Consider the following 17,177-nt stretch of genomic DNA (forward strand, 5'->3'; position numbering starts at 1 on the left):
TCAGGTGACTCAGGAAGCGATCGGAGCCGCCAGCTTGAATACGCTGACAGATCGCTGAAGTTCCTGTGCTGCGCTTACCAGCTCATCAGAGAGTTCAGCCTGCTGCAGCATCTCCTTGTTGGTCGCCAGGGTTGTTTCATCGATCTTACCTGCACGTACCCGCAGATCTTTCGCCACCCGGGCCTGTCTGGCCGAGTTCTGTGCGATGCGCACGACCGATTCTACCAGTGTCTGGGTGGTTGCACGGGTTTCATCCATCCGCTCACCCGCTTCCTCTGCCAGACGGGTACCCTCCACCACATCCGCGATTACGGTGTTCATAACGTTGATAGTATCTGCGGTTTCCAGCTGAATATTGTTAACCAGAGATTCGATCTCAGAGGTCGCTTCGCGGGAGTTCTCCGCCAGACGCTGTACTTCATCTACCACCACCATCAGGCCCCGTCCCGCTTCACCGGCAGATGCCGCGTGCATACTCGCATTCAGGGACAATACGTGGGTTCGCTCGGAGATGTTGTTGATCAGGCTGACGATACCGCCGATCTCCTGGGAACGTTCGCCCAGACGTTTAATACGTTTTTCCGCCTCATGAATGGTCTGACGGATCTTATTGATACTGCCAATCGTCTGGGATACCGAGCTCATCGCCGTTTCCGAGGTTTTAATCGCTTTCTGGGATGCGTTGTTGGTCAGCACCGCCAGTTTTGAGATCAGCTCCATCGCCTTGATAGCAGAGTCCAGTCCCTGCAGGGTTTCAACGATCTCCTCCTGCTCCCGGCTGGCGTACGTCAATACGGTTTCAGACTGAGACTTCACCTGCACTGAGGCATTATTTACCCGCAGGGAGACGGCATTTACATCGTTCAGTACAGTCTCAATCGAGGTTGTCAGTTGGTTAATCGAGTCAGCAATCGCGCCGGTAACATCTTCCGCCACCGGAACCCGGACGGTAAGGTCCCGTTGACTGATCTGAAATACGCTCTTGATCAGCTCGATGATCGAACCGTTGAGCTGACGGTTTTCCTGCTCTTTGGTTTGCAACGCCTGCTCTTTCTCGTCCAGCAGGGTATCCAATACCAGACCGAACTGCCCCAGCTCATCGCGGGACTCAAGCTGACTGCGGGCATCCACATCACCTTCCCGCACCCGGTTAACCGTTTCCTGCAGTTTTTTCACCGGATCGACCACCCCAAACTTGATAATCGACATCGCCACTGCCAAAGCCACAATCATCATCGCCATGGAGAAAAAGAAGTAACTCACCATGGTGAGCGTCTCTTCAGCCTGTAACGCACTGTTGTCTGCTTTCTGCTTATCCGCCAGCTTGATAATACGAATAATATGTGGATCCAGCGCTACAATGATCGCTGGCAGCAGACGAAACAGACTCTCTCTGCGCTCAACCGCATCAGATAACTGAGTGAAAAGTTGTTCAGCGTCAGTAATATCAGCCAGAGCGTTACGGCTCTGGGAGATCTGTTCAGAGGCAGCCGTCTGCAACGCTCGCTTCAGTTGCTCAATCTGCTGCTTAACCATGTTTTTCGAGGCCGCCTGTCCGGCGCTGAAAATATAGTCATTGATATTGCTGTTCAGAGCAGTGAATGAACTGATCAAATGTGGCTGACGGGTTCTGGCTACCAGATCACCGGTAGCGGCCATCAGGGTTCTCATCTCCCCGGAAAGCCCCTCATCAGGTGTCAGACCTGCAACGATGGCCGCTTCTGAGGCATCGTAAAGGGTATCCTGATAGTTATCGATAACGGCCTGCAACTTCAACACCCGCTGCAGGTCTTCAGGCGTCTGCAGATACTGCTTCAGTTTGAGTATATCCCGATCCACCGTCGCCATAGTGCGGTTAAACAGCGTCAGCTGCATCAGATCATTACCAATCTGAAAGCTTTTTTCGTAATAGCGGGCCTGAGTGATATTCGCATCAATATTCCCCGTTAGCCGCAAGAAGGCATTTACCTGCTGAGAACGTTCCTCAGACTGCTCATCGATGACAATGGTCTGGTAATAGGACGCGCCCATAAAGATGAGGCCTATCACCATCAGAATGCCAGCTATCGCGAACTTAAGGGGCATCCGTATATTGCGGAACTCCCACATATGCGAGCTGTTATCGGTTTTTATCTGCCTGAATGAAGTCATACGTGGTATTCCCCGTGTCAATATCTGCTTTATCCAGCGTTTCAGGCCGGGAGAGCGGAATCGGTCTTGATAAAGCGCTGCTTCTGTCTGGAAAAGTAGGCCCGGTGATCAAACTCAAACCAGATCGAGTTTTGATAGCGATATTCGCCACTAGAGATGCCATCCAACAGATCAGGGCAAGGTGCATCGGCCCGGCCGGGATTGGTGATCCCCTGTGGTGTTTCCTGCAGCAGCACTGCTGCGGTCGCAGGCTGTGCATCAAGCAGCAGTAGCCATCCCTTTTTCGGATCGGTTATACCCAGCCCCAGAGAGGCTGCCAGGTCATATACAGGAACAGCATCACCGCGATGGTTGATAAACCCGACAAACCAGTCGGGGGTATCGGGAATAGCGCACAGCCGCTCACAGCGATGTAACTCAGAACGGACCTGTGGCTGCAGCAGCAGTTGCAGAAATCCAACCCGGAATCCATGGCGAAGATCGTATTGACCCTGTGTTTCAGCTGCACTGTCCGCAGTGATATTGTGCTGTTCCATTGCTATCGGTACCTCAGAGAAAGGCGTTAACCTGATCCACCAGTTCCTGATCGGAAAATGGCTTGGAAATCATCGCTTTGGCCCCCTGGAGCTGTGCCCAGACTTTATCCGCTTCCTGATTTTTACTGGAAACAATCACGACCGGGATCTCCCGGGTCGTATCGCCAGAAGTGATCTGACGACAGGCGGCAAAACCATCCACTTCAGGCATAACAACATCCATGAGAATAAGATCCGGTCTCTCCTCAACGGCCTTGCTAACCCCCTGCTGACCATTCGCCGCCACAATAATCTCAGCATCAACAGCCTGAAGTGCTGTGCAGATACGCTGCTGCTGTACGGGATCATCTTCAACGACCAGAATTTTCTTACTCATTACCACTCCATTTAATATTCAGTTGCCAGACTCTCTGGCATAACACTTATCTAGTTTCGCTTAAACTCATTAACCCAACTGGACACCCGGCCGATGACCTTCTGGAACTCCTCCGGATCGATAGGCTTGGTCAGGTAGGTGGAACAGCCGGCCATAATCCCCTTAACCTCATCCAGAGGCGAGGTTTTCGAGGTTAACATAATAATCGGGGTTTTCTTCAATGTCGGTAGCTCACGCATCCGGGTGCAGGTTTCAAAGCCATCAATACCGGGCATTACCACGTCCAGAAAAATAAAATCAAATGGCCCATCGTTTACGCGGTCCAGTGCCTGCTCACCGGTGTCGGCGTAAGCAAGTTCAACGGCGGCGGGAAGTTTTTCCAGCTCCAGCGTCAGGGCCTGCTGCATCGCACTATTGTCATCCACCACCAGTACCCGGTAGTGATCCTGTTGCGTGACAGGTTGCGGCAGATCAGCCGTTACTTCTGTATATTTTCTGAAACGTTCCTCTGCTGCGACAGCGGCAGCCTGAAGGTCATCATCCGACTCTTCATTTTCTGAGGTCATCTCATCCAGGGTGCGGATGACCCGCGACGATACCAGCGGGTAGCGGATATGTCCCAGTCCACTCTCCGATGGAACCTCCTTACTGACCTGAATCATTCGCGAGCGATAGCCAGCGGACAGTTGCTCCAGAGCAGGATCAGCCGTTGCCTCCTCACCAAAAAGTAATAACAGATCCGGCGGCATCTGTGGATCAAAGGCCACCAGTTCGTAACGCTGATTTCTCGATAGTTCGAGTATCCTGGCCAGCTTCTGCTGCTGATCGGCGGGAAAGCCTATAGTTCCAATATTCATGGTATTTCCTGATTAACCACTACAGCAAAACATCTATTCCACCCCGGCGGGCGGGCATTAACATAAAACGGCTTTATCTAATCAAAAAAGCGCTTAACAGATATTCGAACAAAGGGGGGCAACAATGATGGAGGTAAAGTGTTACAGAGTCTTTAAACCGCTTCAGACCAACACACTATCCGTTTACTTAAGCGCCTCAGCGACTTTAGATTTTGCGGATATCACGCTCTACATAAACCAAACTGGCCCGCCTGATCTTAAGCAGCGCCAATTGACCTTTGTTATATTTATTGTCTGTAAAACAAGTGCTTCTTTTTCTGCTGAACCGGTCAGTCAGCGCCGGGTTCAAACAGCTGTATCAAACTACGGCTTATGTAAGGTTTTGACAAGACCAAGACAGTCAGTCAGGATTGATTTATTGACTGCAGCGTCCAGTTAAGATCTCTGTAAACGAACGCAGCAGCGGTGAAGGGTTTCTTAAAAATCAAATACTAAGCCAGAAAATACAGTAACAGGAAGTCAATGATCTGGCGCAGCTTCTGCCGGCAAAACAACCTCCCAAACTGGGTAATATGCCATTAAAAGCCCTATACAATCAGGGCGCATCACTGCAGAGCTGTTGTTGTTGTCGCATAATCAGTCGACACCCTTTCGCCAGCAAGCCCAGCTCTGTACAGCGATCTTTTACCCAGGCTTTATCATCTTCAGTGGCCTTCTCATGAAAAGGAGGGATGTTATTGCAGATACCCACTGTTGGCTGGCTGCTTTCCCAGCACGCTTTAAAGTATGTTCCGCCACTGACCGTACAGCGGTATTCAGAGTCATCACACTGCTCTACCCGTTGCAACGCATCCGTAAGACAGCCTTGCTGATCGGTTTGCTGGCCGGCCGAGATACCTTCAAGACGCTGTTGCTCCACCATCGTCTGGTGTTCTTCATTCCAGCTCTCCAGCCATTCAGGTGCGTTCAGCCAGCTGTAAAAAACGCCCACAATAATCGCCAATAGCAGACCCAGCCAAAAACGTCGCATAACTCTTAAATCCTTTTTCAACGCCTGCGAACATAGAGTCCAAGCAGACAACAACAAAAGCCAGCCGCGCTGGCCAGCATCGTCAAATTTACAAACTGCGGATTACGAACAGCAAAGGGGATAAATGGATGCGATGCCTGCATATCGCAGACCTCTGCCATATAATCAAATGAGCCTCCTGCAGAGAGACACTCATTGACGCTGCTCAGTTCAGACCAGAACACCCCCATCAAAACCACACCGGGGAGTATCAGCAATATCAGACCCAGTCGTAACATTACTCTTCACTGACTCCAATATTACTGACGCCCTCATTTGCAGCCAGCAATTTCAGGTCTTGAATAGCTGCAGCCGAGGCACTCTTCATCGCCGCCAGCCGGTTAATCACCTCTTCCTGAAAGCTTTCTTCCTGCTGCATCATCTCATGATGGCTGATATAGACCAGCAGCTCTTCATCGGACATATCGGCGTCGGCAGTCACCTCGATAAAGGTCGCGACGCACTCCAGTGACAGATTGCCAACACTGGCCGCTTCTGTCCGGTTCGGCTCCAACAAACAGTTGATGGTTGAATACAGCGCGACCATCGCATCCAGAGCCGGGGATGCGCCATACATATCAAATTCGTCAAGATCAGGCATATTGGCTTCCACATTAGCCTGCTGCACCTCGAAGTTCATTTTCGCTCCGGTATTACCGAGCTTATTCCAGACACCATCAAGGATGCTGCGCACCTGATCGCGATCACCAAACTCAAGCAGGGTAGAAAACAGTGCAAAGTTGGGAAACATCCGCTCCGTCAGCGCCACGGAGAAGGCGCTCAGTTGCCATCCATCGAGCGCTTGCAGCTCTTTTTCCAGTGACCATTGTGACATCAGATACTCCCCCAGACTCTATTTCGATCCTATTGTACCGCGCAGGAATCATTTTGCAGCAGTTATACTTGATTTACTGCAACACTCCAGACGGTTTCGGTGTTCAGAGCAGCCTTGATTAATCCGCTGATTCGATTCGCTTTTTTACTGTATACTTCAAATGCAAAGTCAGCTCTTAGCGGAAGTTAAACCATGAATAACAAGAATCCGATTGTAGCGGTCATCAGAGGACTGGACAGTCTCAGCGAGTGGACCGGGCGCAGCATTGCCTGGTTAACTCTGCTGATGGTGTTGGTGACCTTTGTTGTCGTTGTAATGCGTTATATCCTCAATATTGGCAACATTCAGTTGCAGGAATCCGTCATCTATATGCACAGCTTTGTCTTTCTGCTTGGCGCAGGCTATACGCTCAAGCATGACGGCCATGTCCGGGTGGATATCTTCTACCGCCCCCTGAGCGAACGGGGCAAGGCGATCATCAACATCGTCGGCACTCTGTTTCTGCTGCTGCCGGTTTCACTGTTTATTCTCTGGATCTCCTGGGACTATGTGATGTTTTCATGGCATACAATGGAAGGCTCTCAGGAGGCCGGAGGGATTGACGCGCTTTACATTCTCAAAAGCTCACTGCTGCTGATGCCGGTACTGATGGTGTTACAGGGCATTGCTGAACTGTTACGCAACCTGCTGGTACTGACCGGCCAGGCACATCTGACTGAAGCCGACGCTCAGGAGCACCCGTTATGATGGAATTTTTACCCTTACTGCTGTTTGTCGGCGCCATCTTTGTTCTGCTGCTGGGATACTCAGTGGCGTTTTCCCTCGCGGGCACCGGGCTGATATTTGCCGCTATCGGCATAATGACCGGTCACTTTGAGGCAAGCTTCCTGGAAGCGGTGCCCAACCGTTTGTTCGGTATTATGAATAACTCGGTGCTGATCGCCGTGCCCCTGTTTGTCTTTATGGGCGTGATGCTGGAAAAATCCAAAATTGCAGAAGAACTGCTGGATACTATGGCTGCACTGTTTGGCCCGCTCCGGGGCGGTTTGGGTATATCAGTCACCGTTGTTGGCATGCTGCTGGCCGCCAGCACAGGTATCGTCGGTGCGACAGTGGTCACCATGGGGCTGCTATCGCTGCCCACCATGTTGCGCCGGGGTTATGATCCGAAGGTCGCCACCGGGGTCATCTGTGCTTCGGGCACGCTGGGACAGATCATCCCGCCCTCAATTGTGCTGGTACTGCTGGGTGATGTTATCTCCTCAGCTTATCAGCAGGCGCAACTGGATCAGGGAATCTATTCCCCCAAAACAGTGACTGTCGGCGACCTGTTTCTTGGTGCACTGCTGCCCGGCCTGTTGCTGGTAGGTGCCTATATCGTCTACCTGATCTTTAAGGCGATCTTCCACCCCGACACCGTGCCTGCGATCCCAAAAGATGAACGGGACGCCATGGATAACATGTTTAAACGGGTGATCTCGGCACTGTTACCCCCGGTTTTTCTGGTTGGTCTGGTACTGGGCTCAATTCTGGGAGGCTGGGCAACTCCCACAGAGGCCGCTTCAGTCGGTGCAGTGGGCGCAATGGTGCTGGCGATGGCTCGCCGTTGTTTCACCCTGTCCATCCTTCAGGATGTGATGCGCACCACCACACAGGTCAGTTCGATGGTGTTTATTATTCTGGTAGGTGCATCAATCTTCTCGCTGGTGTTCCGTGGCTATGGTGGGGATGATCTGGTACGCCACTTCCTGTCTAATCTGCCCGGAGGGGTGTTTGGTGCGGTAGCACTGGTTATGCTGGTGATCTTCCTGCTGGGCTTCTTCCTCGACTTTATCGAGATCACCTTTGTCGTGGTACCGATTGTTGCCCCTATTCTGCTGGCAATGGGACTTGATCCGATCTGGCTTGGGGTGATGATCGCCCTCAACCTGCAAACCTCGTTCCTGACGCCGCCGTTTGGCTTTGCCCTGTTCTACCTCCGTGGAGTAGCTCCGGAAACTATCTCAACCATGCAGATCTACCGCGGTGTGATTCCGTTTATTATGATTCAGCTGGTGGCCCTGATGGCCCTTGCACAATGGCCTGCGATGGCCACCTGGCTGCCACATCTGGTTTATGGTTAGATCAGAGCCAATGTCAAAAAAGCCTCATGGTATACACCATGAGGCTTTTTTATATAAAAGGCTGTTTTACTTACCTTGATGAATCAGCATCCCAACTCCACATCGGAGTCATTATGTCGCTACTCATTGCATTATCAACACCAACAGATTGATCAGGCATAGACATGCTCCGCATTTCTGAACCATGAACTCCGTAGTTGGAATTAACTTTAAAATTGTTGAATACATCATTGGAATAAGGGGCATTCAAAGTAGGGCTGGCAGCAAATACGCCAGATGAGACCATTACTAGCCCCAGAGTAATACCTGTTAAAAATTTAATAGTCATGTCTACTTCCTCATATATCGTTAGTTCAGCCTTAATATATGAGGGCTTCCTGAAATACCCCTGAAAATCAGAATTCTGCTTATAACATTTATATTTAATATGTTTTCTTTAGGGAATAAAAAAGCAGACATATTGCCTGCTTTTAGTCTTTCATTTCTAAGTTAATAAGCGCTTATAGCGTACGGGCGTTAAGGTAAGCCTGCTCAGAAACCGCATGCCACTTGATCGCCTGCTCGCGGAACTTCACGAAAGAATCGAATACTTTCTGCGTCATAGAATCCTTAGCGGCTTCTTCAGTTACAACCTCATCAGACAGCGTTCTGATCTGCTTCAACACATCGTCAGGGAACGGACGCAGCTCGACACCCTCCTCATTCACCAGTTGCTCCAACGCCCGGTTATTCTTAGCGGTGAAGTCAGCCAGCATATCCTGGTTAGCCACCCGGATCGCATTCCGGACGATAACCTGCAGGTCTTCCGGCAGCTTCTCAAAGGCTTCCTTGTTCATAAAGCATTCAAGCGTTGTACCTGGCTCATGCCAGCCAGGGTAATAGTAGTATTTAGCCGCTTTGTGCAGACCAAACGCCAGATCATTGTAGGGTCCAACCCACTCTGTCGCATCGATGGCACCGGATTGCAACGATGGGAAGATCTCGCCGCCTGGCAGCAGCACCGGAGTACCACCGGCACGCTTAAGCACCTCACCACCCAGCCCCGGAATCCGCATTTTCAGACCTTTCAGATCGTCAACCGAGTTGATCTCCCGGTTGAACCAGCCGCCCATCTGCACCCCGGTGTTACCGGCCGCACCAGGGATAAGCCCAAACTCCCCATACACCTCTTCCCACAACTCCATACCGCCGCCATGATAGAGCCAGGAGTTCATCTCCTGCGCCGTCAGACCAAACGGTACCGCAGCAAAGAATTGCGCAGCACGAGATTTACCCTTCCAGTAATAGGAAGCGCCATGCCCCATTTCCGCGGTTCCCCGGGAAACCGCATCAAAAATTTCCAGCGCGCCCACCAGCTCTTTAGCACCATAAACTTTCACATGGATACGACCACCGGTCATCTGACCAATCAGGTCAGCCAGATAGTTAGCACCCGTCCCCAGCCCAGGGAAATTCTTCGGCCAGGTGGTTACCATTTTCCATTCAATGGTTTCCGGCTTTGTTGCAACGGCCGGTGCGGCAGGTTGCGGTGCTGCCGGTTTACAATCAGCAACCTCTTTTTTCTCTTCGGTACAGGCTGCCAGGCCAGCAGCAGCAACGCCCAGACCAAGGACTTTGACAATCTCACGACGTTTCACAAGGCTTCTCCCTAATCGTCATTTTAGTTATCTAACTGTCTAACGTTATTGTATTTTTTATCTATAACCCACTGAACATAGCACCAAGTCATAAAGGCTGCAATTTCAAATAGTAAGCACAGCCCCATCGATTAATCAGCAAAGATAAAATGCAGCAGGATTAAGAGACGCATTTATTCTATTAAGCTGAATTACTGATATACTCTCCTGCGTTACGCCTAACCTGAGAACGGAAACCAGCTTGCAGCCGCTTAATCTTCTTAAATCTATTACTGACGCAAAAACCAGTCTGCGAAAATCAGAGCAGAAAGTTGCCGATTACGTTCTGGAGCATCCATCGGATGTCATCCATATGCGTATTGTCGATCTGGCCTCAGAAGCGAATGTCAGTGAGCCGACCGTGGTGCGTTTCTGCCGTGCACTCCACTACGATGGATTTCAGGACTTTAAGCTGACCCTCGCTCAGGGGCTTGCCAGCAACGCCAACTTTGAACAGTTCTCACTGAACAGCAAAGATACCGTCAGCGAGTTCAAGCAAAAGATCTTCGACTCAACCGTAGGCAATATGATGCGGGTGCGGGAGGAGCTTGATGCCAATACCCTGGAAGAAGCGATCAATGCCATCGCCAGCACTAACCGGCTGGAACTCTATGGCTTTGGCGCATCCGCCCCGGTGTGTAACGACGCCCAGCATAAGTTTCACCGTCTGAAGATTGCCGCTTCTGCCTACTCTGATCCGCATATGCAGATGATCTCAGCGACCACCCTGACAGAGCAGGATGTTGTCATCGCGATCTCCCAGACCGGCCGAACCAAAGATCTGCTACATGCGGTTAAACTGGTTAAAGATGCCGGTGTCACCGTTATCTCGCTCTGCCCCAGCAACACCCCGCTGTCCGACCTGGCCAGTATCGCCATCCATATCGATCTGGAAGAGGATAAAGACCTCAGTACGCTGATGTCATCCCGGGTGGTTCATCTGGTGGTGATCGATGTTCTCGCAGTGGGAGTCGCGATGAAACTGGGACCAGGCCTGCTGGACCACCTGAAAACGATCAAGCGCAGCCTGAAAAGTCTGCGTCAGAACGATAAGCGCCTGCCTCTGCGCAAACCAGAAGAATAAATCGCCCGGAATTTCCTCTTTTTGTAACATTTTTACGTCACTATCTTCCCCGTTATCGCCGCTTATAAGGCCTTTGACTCATTGAAATTCTCTTTTTTCTGGTATAAAAAAGAGATTCCCTGTTAATCAGAAATGCGAGGCGGTCTGTTAGCCTGTCAGATTTATGGGCTTTCAGGTGGACTTTACAGAGGGTATAGGAGTACATGCTATGCTTATACGGAAAGATCAGGATCTGAATGAAATCCAAACAACGGTCTTCGATATCATCGTCGGTATTGAGGAGCAAGAGAAGCAGGCTCAACAAAAACTAGCCAGCCAGAAAAGCCTGGCAGTCAGACGGGCAATCGAAGAACACAAACAGCGCAAAGAGCTGGAATATCAGATTAACGATGAACTCTGGTTTGATGATATCTGAAGCCTGACAATAAAAAAGCCTGCCAGATCTGCGCAGGCTTTTTTATTTGCTTTGGCACCACTACATCTCCGGATAAAGAATATCCAGGGGTACCGAGCGGCCACTGTCGATCACTATCGCGGCATGTTTGCGCTTCAGTTTTCTCGGCTCCGGCACACCGCAGGAGTGCGCAATCATCTCCACTTCATGCACCAGGTTATCATGGTAGTGAGTCACCCTGACCGCTTTATCCTCCGGCACCAGCCCCCGCTGCAGATCCTTATCATGAGTCGTAATGCCAGTAGGACAGGTGTTTTTATTACACTGCAGCGCCTGAATGCACCCCAGTGCAAACATAAAGCCCCGTGCGCTGACACAGAAATCAGCGCCCATGCAGAGTGCCGCAGCCACATCAGTGGGGTTGATACACTTACCCGACGCGATCACCCGGATACGCTCACGCAAGCCATGCATAATCAGCTTGTTCACCAGGATTGGCAGACTCTCCCGTAACGGCAGCCCGACGCTATCCATCAGCGGCATCGGCGCAGCACCGGTACCACCATCACTGCTGTCCAGGGTAATAAAGTCCGGCGCATGTTCCAGCCCCCGGGCAACCACCCGTTCACAAAACTCATCCAGCCAGTCAGTTGAACCCAACACCAGCTTAAAGCCAACCGGCTTCCCGGTAACCTCGCGGATATGGCAGACCAAATCCAGCAGATCATCGGCACTATCAACCTCGGGATGGCGGTTCGGGCTGATCGAGGCAACCCCTTCGGGGATACCACGGATGGCGGCGATCTCAGCGGTCACTTTTTCACCTGGCAGCATCCCCCCTTTACCAGGCTTAGCCCCCTGACTCAGCTTGATCTCAAACATCCGTACCTGATTATAGGCGGCCTTCTCTCTCAGCTTATCGTCGCTGAGTAAGCCCTGATTATCACGCATGCCATATTTAGCGGTACCGATCTGGCAAACGATGTCGCAGCCGCCCTCCAGATGGTAGGGCGATAATCCCCCCTCGCCGGTATTCATCCAACAGCCCGCTTCACGGGCACCGTTTGACAGCGCCCGTATAGCGGGTTTTGAGATAGCGCCATAACTCATACCGGAGATATTAAAAAACGATTTAGCATCGTAGGGCTGACGACAATAGGGCCCAATGCGCAGCGGCTGATTTTTAGCTGCATCCTCCTCCAGCGTCGGAAAGGGGCAGTTGAGGAAATAATAGGTCCCCGGCACCCGCAGATCCCGGGATGAACCAAAGGCGATAGTATTATCGATATTCTTTGCAGCGCGGTAACACCAGCTACGTTGCGCCCGGTTGAACGGCATCTCCTCGCGATCCATGGCAAAGAAGTACTGCCGGAAAAACTCCCCCAGATGTTCAAACATATAACGGAAGCGACCAAACAACGGATAGTTACGGCGAATGGTCTGTTGGGTCTGATGCTTATCGATCTGATAAATAATCAGTGCGGCAATCAGCCCACCGACGAAGATCAACAGCAGGATGCCGCCCAGAATTGCTACGAATTCAATCGCAAAGCTACTGACGGGATCGATCATCTTCCTAACTCCTTGAGTATGTTTATCCGCGCATCACAAAAAATGCCAGTGCCAATCCTATCCTGTTATTCCGGCATTGCCTACGGTAACAATAATCAAAATGGAGGGTAGATAATCTCAATCAGCGTCAGTCAACACCGGTAATCCATTGAGGCGTGACCACATAGGCAGGCTCGCGCTGCATAATAACATCGCCATTGCGTACCGATAACAGCACTTCACCCTGACGTCGAATCACCGAATAGTCATCTTCACCATCAAGCAGAATAAAGCTGCCGGGCTTACCGACGGCGATACCATAGCGATGATCAACATTGAGTGTCCGGGCACTGTTGTCACTGATAAAGTCCAGCGCTTGACTGAAGTCGGCATAACCCATCATCTGGCAGATATGCAGACCAAAATCGAGGCTGCGCAGCAACTTACCATTTCCCAGTGAGTACCAGGGATCAAAAATGGAGTCCTCGCCAAAACAGACATTAATACCGGCTTCATTCAATTCTTTCACCCGCGTCAGGCCACGACGCTTGGGATAGCTGTCAAAGCGCCCCTGCAGATGGATACTTTCAGTGGGACAGGAGACAAAATTAATGCCCGATTTTTTCAGCAGGCGGAACAGCTTTGAACAGTAGGCGTTATCGTAAGAGCCCATCGCGGTAGTGTGGCTGGCGGTAACTTTCGCCCCCATATTATTGAACAGCGCTTCGGCCGCCAACACTTCAAGAAAGCGAGAGTTCGGGTCATCGGTTTCATCACAGTGGACATCCACCAGCCGATCATATTCCTGCGCCAGTCCGATCACCTTCTTCATCGACGCTTCACCCAGCTCACGGGTATATTCGAAGTGGGGAATCCCCCCCACCACATCGGCACCGATCTGCAACGCCTCCTCCATCAACCCGAGCCCGCCCGGAAAAGAGAGTAAGCCTTCCTGAGGAAATGCCACCACCTGAATCTCTATCTTACTGGCCAGCTCATCACGCAAGGCACACAGGGTACGCAATCCCACCAGGCTGGGATCGCTGACATCGGCATGGGTGCGGATGTACTGCACGCCGTTCTGCACCAGCAACTCGATAGTTTGCAAAGCCCGGCGGCGGATATCCGCTTCATTAAGCAGCGGTTTACGTTCGCCCCAGCGCTCGATCCCCTCAAACAGAGTGCCACTCTGATTCCAGTTGGGTTCACCCGCCGTCAGGGCCGCATCCAGATGGATATGGGGTTCTACAAACGGGGCGCAGGCCAGCTGGCCATCGGCATCAATCTGATCAGCTGTCGCGCTTACCCGGTTGTCCTGTTTGCTGATCGCTGTGAAATATCCATTATCGATCTCCAGGGTATACAGCGCCGTACTCTGTCGCAGACGAGCGTTGACAATCTCCATAGGTATTCTCGCGTTAACTCTCTATATTGTGATGTTGAAACAGAATCTGCTCGATCAATAATGCACTTTGCAGATTCAGCCGGGCAAAGGGGTCATTCAGCGGGCAATCGATCAGTTGCTCAATCCGTTTTAACCGGTGACTGAGGGTGTTCCGGTGAATTCCCAACGACTCAGCCGCCTGCTGCTGATTGCCAAAATAGTTCATAAACTGGCTCAGGGTCTCCTTGAGCATAGTCGAACGGGGATCACGGGCAAAACACAGAGACCCCAGTTGCTGCTGACAAAACTGTGCTAACACACTACGTTGAGGAATGGCATCAAACAACCGGGCAATCCCTAACTGATCATAAAAAAACAATGCCTGACCCTGCTGCACCGCAAACTGCACCGCATGCCGGGCCTGTTCCGCAGCTTTCGCAATGGTGCTCAGCCCCGGTTGCAGATCACTGACACCGGCAAACACCTCAAGATCGGGCTTTAATCGCTCAAGGGCCTGAGTCAACTCATCAGAGAGTGCCGGAGAGTGCGCCGCGGTCGTTGGCCAAATGGCTAACAAGTCCTGCTCATACTCGAGCACCGGCCAGTCAATCCCCCTGCGCATCAGCAACTCTGTCAGTTGCTCCCCGAGCAGCGCTCGCTCATGGATAAACTTCCACTGATCCGCCGGATCATCACGACTCAGACGCTGACTAAAACCTTTCAGCCGCAACGCCAGCACCGCATAGGGCCGGGTATCACTCAACCCAAGATCAGCCGCGCGCAGATGGATCAGCTCCGGCGTATCCGCATAGCCATTGATCAGGCGGGTGAGGAACAACCGGGTCGACTGACCAATCAGATTATCCTGCACAATGGCGTTACTGATTACCTCGGTCACCTGCACCATCGGCAGCGCATAGGGTTGCTCAAACAGCGCAAACCCCAGTTCATTGGCAACTGCTTTGACACTGGCCGGAATCGAGCGAATGAACTCAGATCCTGTCAGTATCACAATGCCGGCGGCCTTGTGTTCAACCGCCTCACGAATCAGCTGTTGCAGGTTTTGCTCACTGCGCCGCTGATTAATGCCGGTAATGAAGATCAGCTCTCCACCCCGCAACCACGGCCCCAGGGTTTCATCTTCCGCCACATAGGGCCAGCGAACTGTTATTTGGCTGCCACGCAGCCCCGCGACCAGGCAAATACTCTCAAGGCCTGGCAAACGGGGAATATCAGCACAGAGTATTGGCATTAGCTTTTCACAATATCAGGGGACGAATTGGCAAACGGCAGCCGCAGCAAAGCGGTGTAGCTGATCACCGCAACCAGCACCCCAACCACCGGCGGCAAAATCGGCGAGCTGTAAGCTGCGAGCGAACCGATACCATAGGCCGCCAGCCCCAGCCAGTTGAACGCAGGCAAAGGCTGCGTCGCCAGTTTGGGGTAGTTGCCTTTATGGTTAAAACAGAAGTCAGCCATAATCACACCACCAATCGGCGGGATAAAGGTTCCCAGCAAAATAAGGAATGGGATCAGCAGGTTATACATCCCCCCGACGGCCAGCACGGTACCGATGGCGGCGCCAACAACGGTAACCAGGCGGCGCTTATCGGTGCGCAGCAGATTACAACCCGCCACCGCGAAGTTATAGATGGTATTGTCCTGAGTGGTCCAGATATTCATCAGCAGCATCAGCACCGCCAGCACCACAAACCCCTGGGCGATCATCACATCAACAATATCCGCCTGCTGATAGATCATGGTCCCCAGCGCGCCGGTCAGCACCATCAGACCATTACCAAAGAAGAATGCTGCCAGCGTTGCGATCACGGCAATTTTCGGTGTTTTAGCAAACCGGCTCCAGTTAGTTGCCTGCGTTCCGCCACTGACGAAGGTACCAATAATCATAGTGACTGCCGCAGCCCAGCTGAGGCTCTCAGTTGGCGACTGCATCATCAGCCCTCCGAAACCACCGATATCGATCATCCCGGTATACAGGCTGATGAGAATAAACAGCATCATGGAGGGGACTGCTAACCGGGATAACCAGTCCAGGCCACGGTAACCAATCATGGCGGTAATACAGAAGGCCATGCCGAAGCCGATCATCAGGGGCGTTTCAAAGCTGGCAGGCAGTCCGGTGGTTTTAACCAGTACGGTAGATACCGTCGCAGTACCCCAGGCATACCAGCCGATCTGGGTAAAACCCAGAATAAAATCTGACAATTTACTGCCGATCTCACCAAAGCAGAAGCGCCCCATCAATACCGAATTCAGACCACTTTTACAGGCAATATAAGCAAGCGCCGCCGCATAGATGCCGAGCAACAGGTTGCCCAGCATAATCACCAGCATCAGCTCACCGAAAGAAAAGGCCTTACCCAGGGTACCGCCAGCCCACATGGTGGCAGTAAAAAAGGTAAAACCGAGCAATAGCACAGATGTAGAGAGCAGGCCTTTACGATCAGTTTCAGGCACTTCACTCAGTGGATAATCCGATGGTTCCATATCAGGCTCCGCTAAACTTTTCAGGTTGATTGAATTTTTTGTACAACCTGTTAGCAGCAAAGCTTATACCACCCTAAAGTTAAATAGGTAACCAATTTAAGTGCTGTTCCTGCTGAACTTTATTGATTAAAGCTTCACAGTGCACTATGCACAAAAACTATATTTTACGATGAACGATGTCCGGATAAGAGCGCATCATTTTCGCGCATTTTGATTGCGATCGCCCTATTTAGCGACAATATCCAGAGGGTTCTGGCAGCAATATTCAAAACCGGATAACAGATCTGCACAACAAATCTGTTTGATTATTCCGTAGATGGAGCGCCCACATCAAGCCGGGTGAGGCGTTTCATCGCGGCTCACATGGCCTGTGTCAATGTCGGGCTGAATCTGTTTCTTCACTTTTGCTTATCTGCTCGGCAAGCTTCTGATCAAAGCAGTTCACGGCCCTTTGCAGCAGGTACACACCCGACAACAACATTCGGCAAAGGCAAGCCTGCCACTGAGCTAAATGACTACGGGACTGAATGTTTAGCAATAACAGACGTCGGCTTTCTGACATTGAGTGCCTCCCCCGGTCCGATCGACAGAGATAAAAGGGATACCTTCCATGGCCTGTACTTCAGAGCTGTT

17 protein-coding genes are annotated in these 17,177 nt (G+C 51.5%); 4 read left to right on the forward strand and 13 right to left on the reverse strand.

Going from position 1 to position 17,177, the window contains the following annotated elements; translation table 11 throughout:
* Positions 1-9 precede the first annotated feature (9 nt).
* The 7 genes from OCU43_RS21930 to OCU43_RS21960 all read right to left on the reverse strand — a co-directional run bounded on the left by OCU43_RS21930 (position 10) and on the right by OCU43_RS21960 (position 5,824).
* Positions 10-2,151: a methyl-accepting chemotaxis protein gene (locus OCU43_RS21930; protein WP_091354073.1), complete on the reverse strand. Its 2,142-nt coding sequence runs from the start codon at positions 2,149-2,151 to the stop codon at positions 10-12.
* Between the two features lie 41 nt (positions 2,152-2,192).
* Complete coding sequence (locus OCU43_RS21935; protein WP_091354077.1) at positions 2,193-2,687, reverse strand: chemotaxis protein CheW; 495 nt, start codon at positions 2,685-2,687, stop codon at positions 2,193-2,195.
* Positions 2,688-2,700: 13 nt separating this feature from the next.
* Complete coding sequence (locus OCU43_RS21940) at positions 2,701-3,063, reverse strand: response regulator (RefSeq protein WP_091354079.1); 363 nt, start codon at positions 3,061-3,063, stop codon at positions 2,701-2,703.
* 50 nt (positions 3,064-3,113) lie between these two features.
* Positions 3,114-3,920, reverse strand: coding sequence for a response regulator (locus tag OCU43_RS21945; protein WP_091354082.1), 807 nt, complete (start codon positions 3,918-3,920; stop codon positions 3,114-3,116).
* A 595-nt stretch (positions 3,921-4,515) separates the two neighbouring features.
* Positions 4,516-4,950, reverse strand: a complete 435-nt coding sequence (locus OCU43_RS21950) for a hypothetical protein (protein WP_091354085.1) — start codon at positions 4,948-4,950, stop codon at positions 4,516-4,518.
* Between the two features lie 17 nt (positions 4,951-4,967).
* Positions 4,968-5,228: a hypothetical protein gene (locus OCU43_RS21955; protein WP_091354087.1), complete on the reverse strand. Its 261-nt coding sequence runs from the start codon at positions 5,226-5,228 to the stop codon at positions 4,968-4,970.
* A complete protein-coding gene (locus OCU43_RS21960; protein ID WP_091354090.1) occupies positions 5,228-5,824 on the reverse strand; it encodes a YjaG family protein in 597 nt (198 codons plus the stop codon). The genes OCU43_RS21955 and OCU43_RS21960 overlap by 1 nt, the downstream gene beginning before the upstream one ends.
* A gap of 192 nt (positions 5,825-6,016) precedes the next feature.
* Here OCU43_RS21960 and OCU43_RS21965 point away from each other — a divergent pair, with 192 nt between their 5' ends.
* Positions 6,017-6,571, forward strand: a complete 555-nt coding sequence (locus tag OCU43_RS21965) for a TRAP transporter small permease subunit (RefSeq protein ID WP_091354092.1) — start codon at positions 6,017-6,019, stop codon at positions 6,569-6,571.
* Positions 6,568-7,947: a TRAP transporter large permease gene (locus OCU43_RS21970; protein ID WP_091354093.1), complete on the forward strand. Its 1,380-nt coding sequence runs from the start codon at positions 6,568-6,570 to the stop codon at positions 7,945-7,947. The genes OCU43_RS21965 and OCU43_RS21970 overlap by 4 nt, the downstream gene beginning before the upstream one ends.
* Before the next feature lie 70 nt (positions 7,948-8,017).
* On the opposite strand, the gene OCU43_RS21975 is transcribed toward OCU43_RS21970, so the two are convergent.
* The gene (locus OCU43_RS21975; RefSeq protein ID WP_139203127.1) at positions 8,018-8,275 is read right to left on the reverse strand and encodes a hypothetical protein; all 258 of its coding nucleotides are present in this window, start codon (positions 8,273-8,275) and stop codon (positions 8,018-8,020) included.
* Between the two features lie 172 nt (positions 8,276-8,447).
* The gene (locus OCU43_RS21980) at positions 8,448-9,584 is read right to left on the reverse strand and encodes a TRAP transporter substrate-binding protein (protein ID WP_091354096.1); all 1,137 of its coding nucleotides are present in this window, start codon (positions 9,582-9,584) and stop codon (positions 8,448-8,450) included.
* A 241-nt stretch (positions 9,585-9,825) separates the two neighbouring features.
* On the opposite strand from OCU43_RS21980, the gene OCU43_RS21985 reads away from it, so the two are divergent.
* Positions 9,826-10,707: a MurR/RpiR family transcriptional regulator gene (locus tag OCU43_RS21985; RefSeq protein ID WP_091354099.1), complete on the forward strand. Its 882-nt coding sequence runs from the start codon at positions 9,826-9,828 to the stop codon at positions 10,705-10,707.
* Between the two features lie 208 nt (positions 10,708-10,915).
* The gene (locus OCU43_RS21990) at positions 10,916-11,122 is read left to right on the forward strand and encodes a PA3496 family putative envelope integrity protein (RefSeq protein WP_091355220.1); all 207 of its coding nucleotides are present in this window, start codon (positions 10,916-10,918) and stop codon (positions 11,120-11,122) included.
* 60 nt (positions 11,123-11,182) lie between these two features.
* Here OCU43_RS21990 and OCU43_RS21995 read toward each other — a convergent pair whose 3' ends face one another.
* The 4 genes from OCU43_RS21995 to codB form a co-directional block, all read right to left on the reverse strand.
* The gene (locus tag OCU43_RS21995; protein WP_091354102.1) at positions 11,183-12,673 is read right to left on the reverse strand and encodes an FMN-binding glutamate synthase family protein; all 1,491 of its coding nucleotides are present in this window, start codon (positions 12,671-12,673) and stop codon (positions 11,183-11,185) included.
* Positions 12,674-12,800: 127 nt separating this feature from the next.
* Entirely contained in the window at positions 12,801-14,057 is a 1,257-nt protein-coding gene (codA, locus tag OCU43_RS22000) for a cytosine deaminase (RefSeq protein ID WP_091354104.1), read from the reverse strand.
* A 13-nt stretch (positions 14,058-14,070) separates the two neighbouring features.
* Positions 14,071-15,288, reverse strand: coding sequence for a PucR family transcriptional regulator (locus OCU43_RS22005; protein WP_091354107.1), 1,218 nt, complete (start codon positions 15,286-15,288; stop codon positions 14,071-14,073).
* Positions 15,288-16,544: a cytosine permease gene (codB, locus tag OCU43_RS22010; RefSeq protein ID WP_091354110.1), complete on the reverse strand. Its 1,257-nt coding sequence runs from the start codon at positions 16,542-16,544 to the stop codon at positions 15,288-15,290. The genes OCU43_RS22005 and codB overlap by 1 nt, the downstream gene beginning before the upstream one ends.
* Positions 16,545-17,177: the final 633 nt, after the last annotated feature.

The sequence above is a fragment of the Amphritea atlantica genome, from assembly GCF_024347255.1.
Taxonomy (GTDB): domain Bacteria; phylum Pseudomonadota; class Gammaproteobacteria; order Pseudomonadales; family Balneatricaceae; genus Amphritea; species Amphritea atlantica.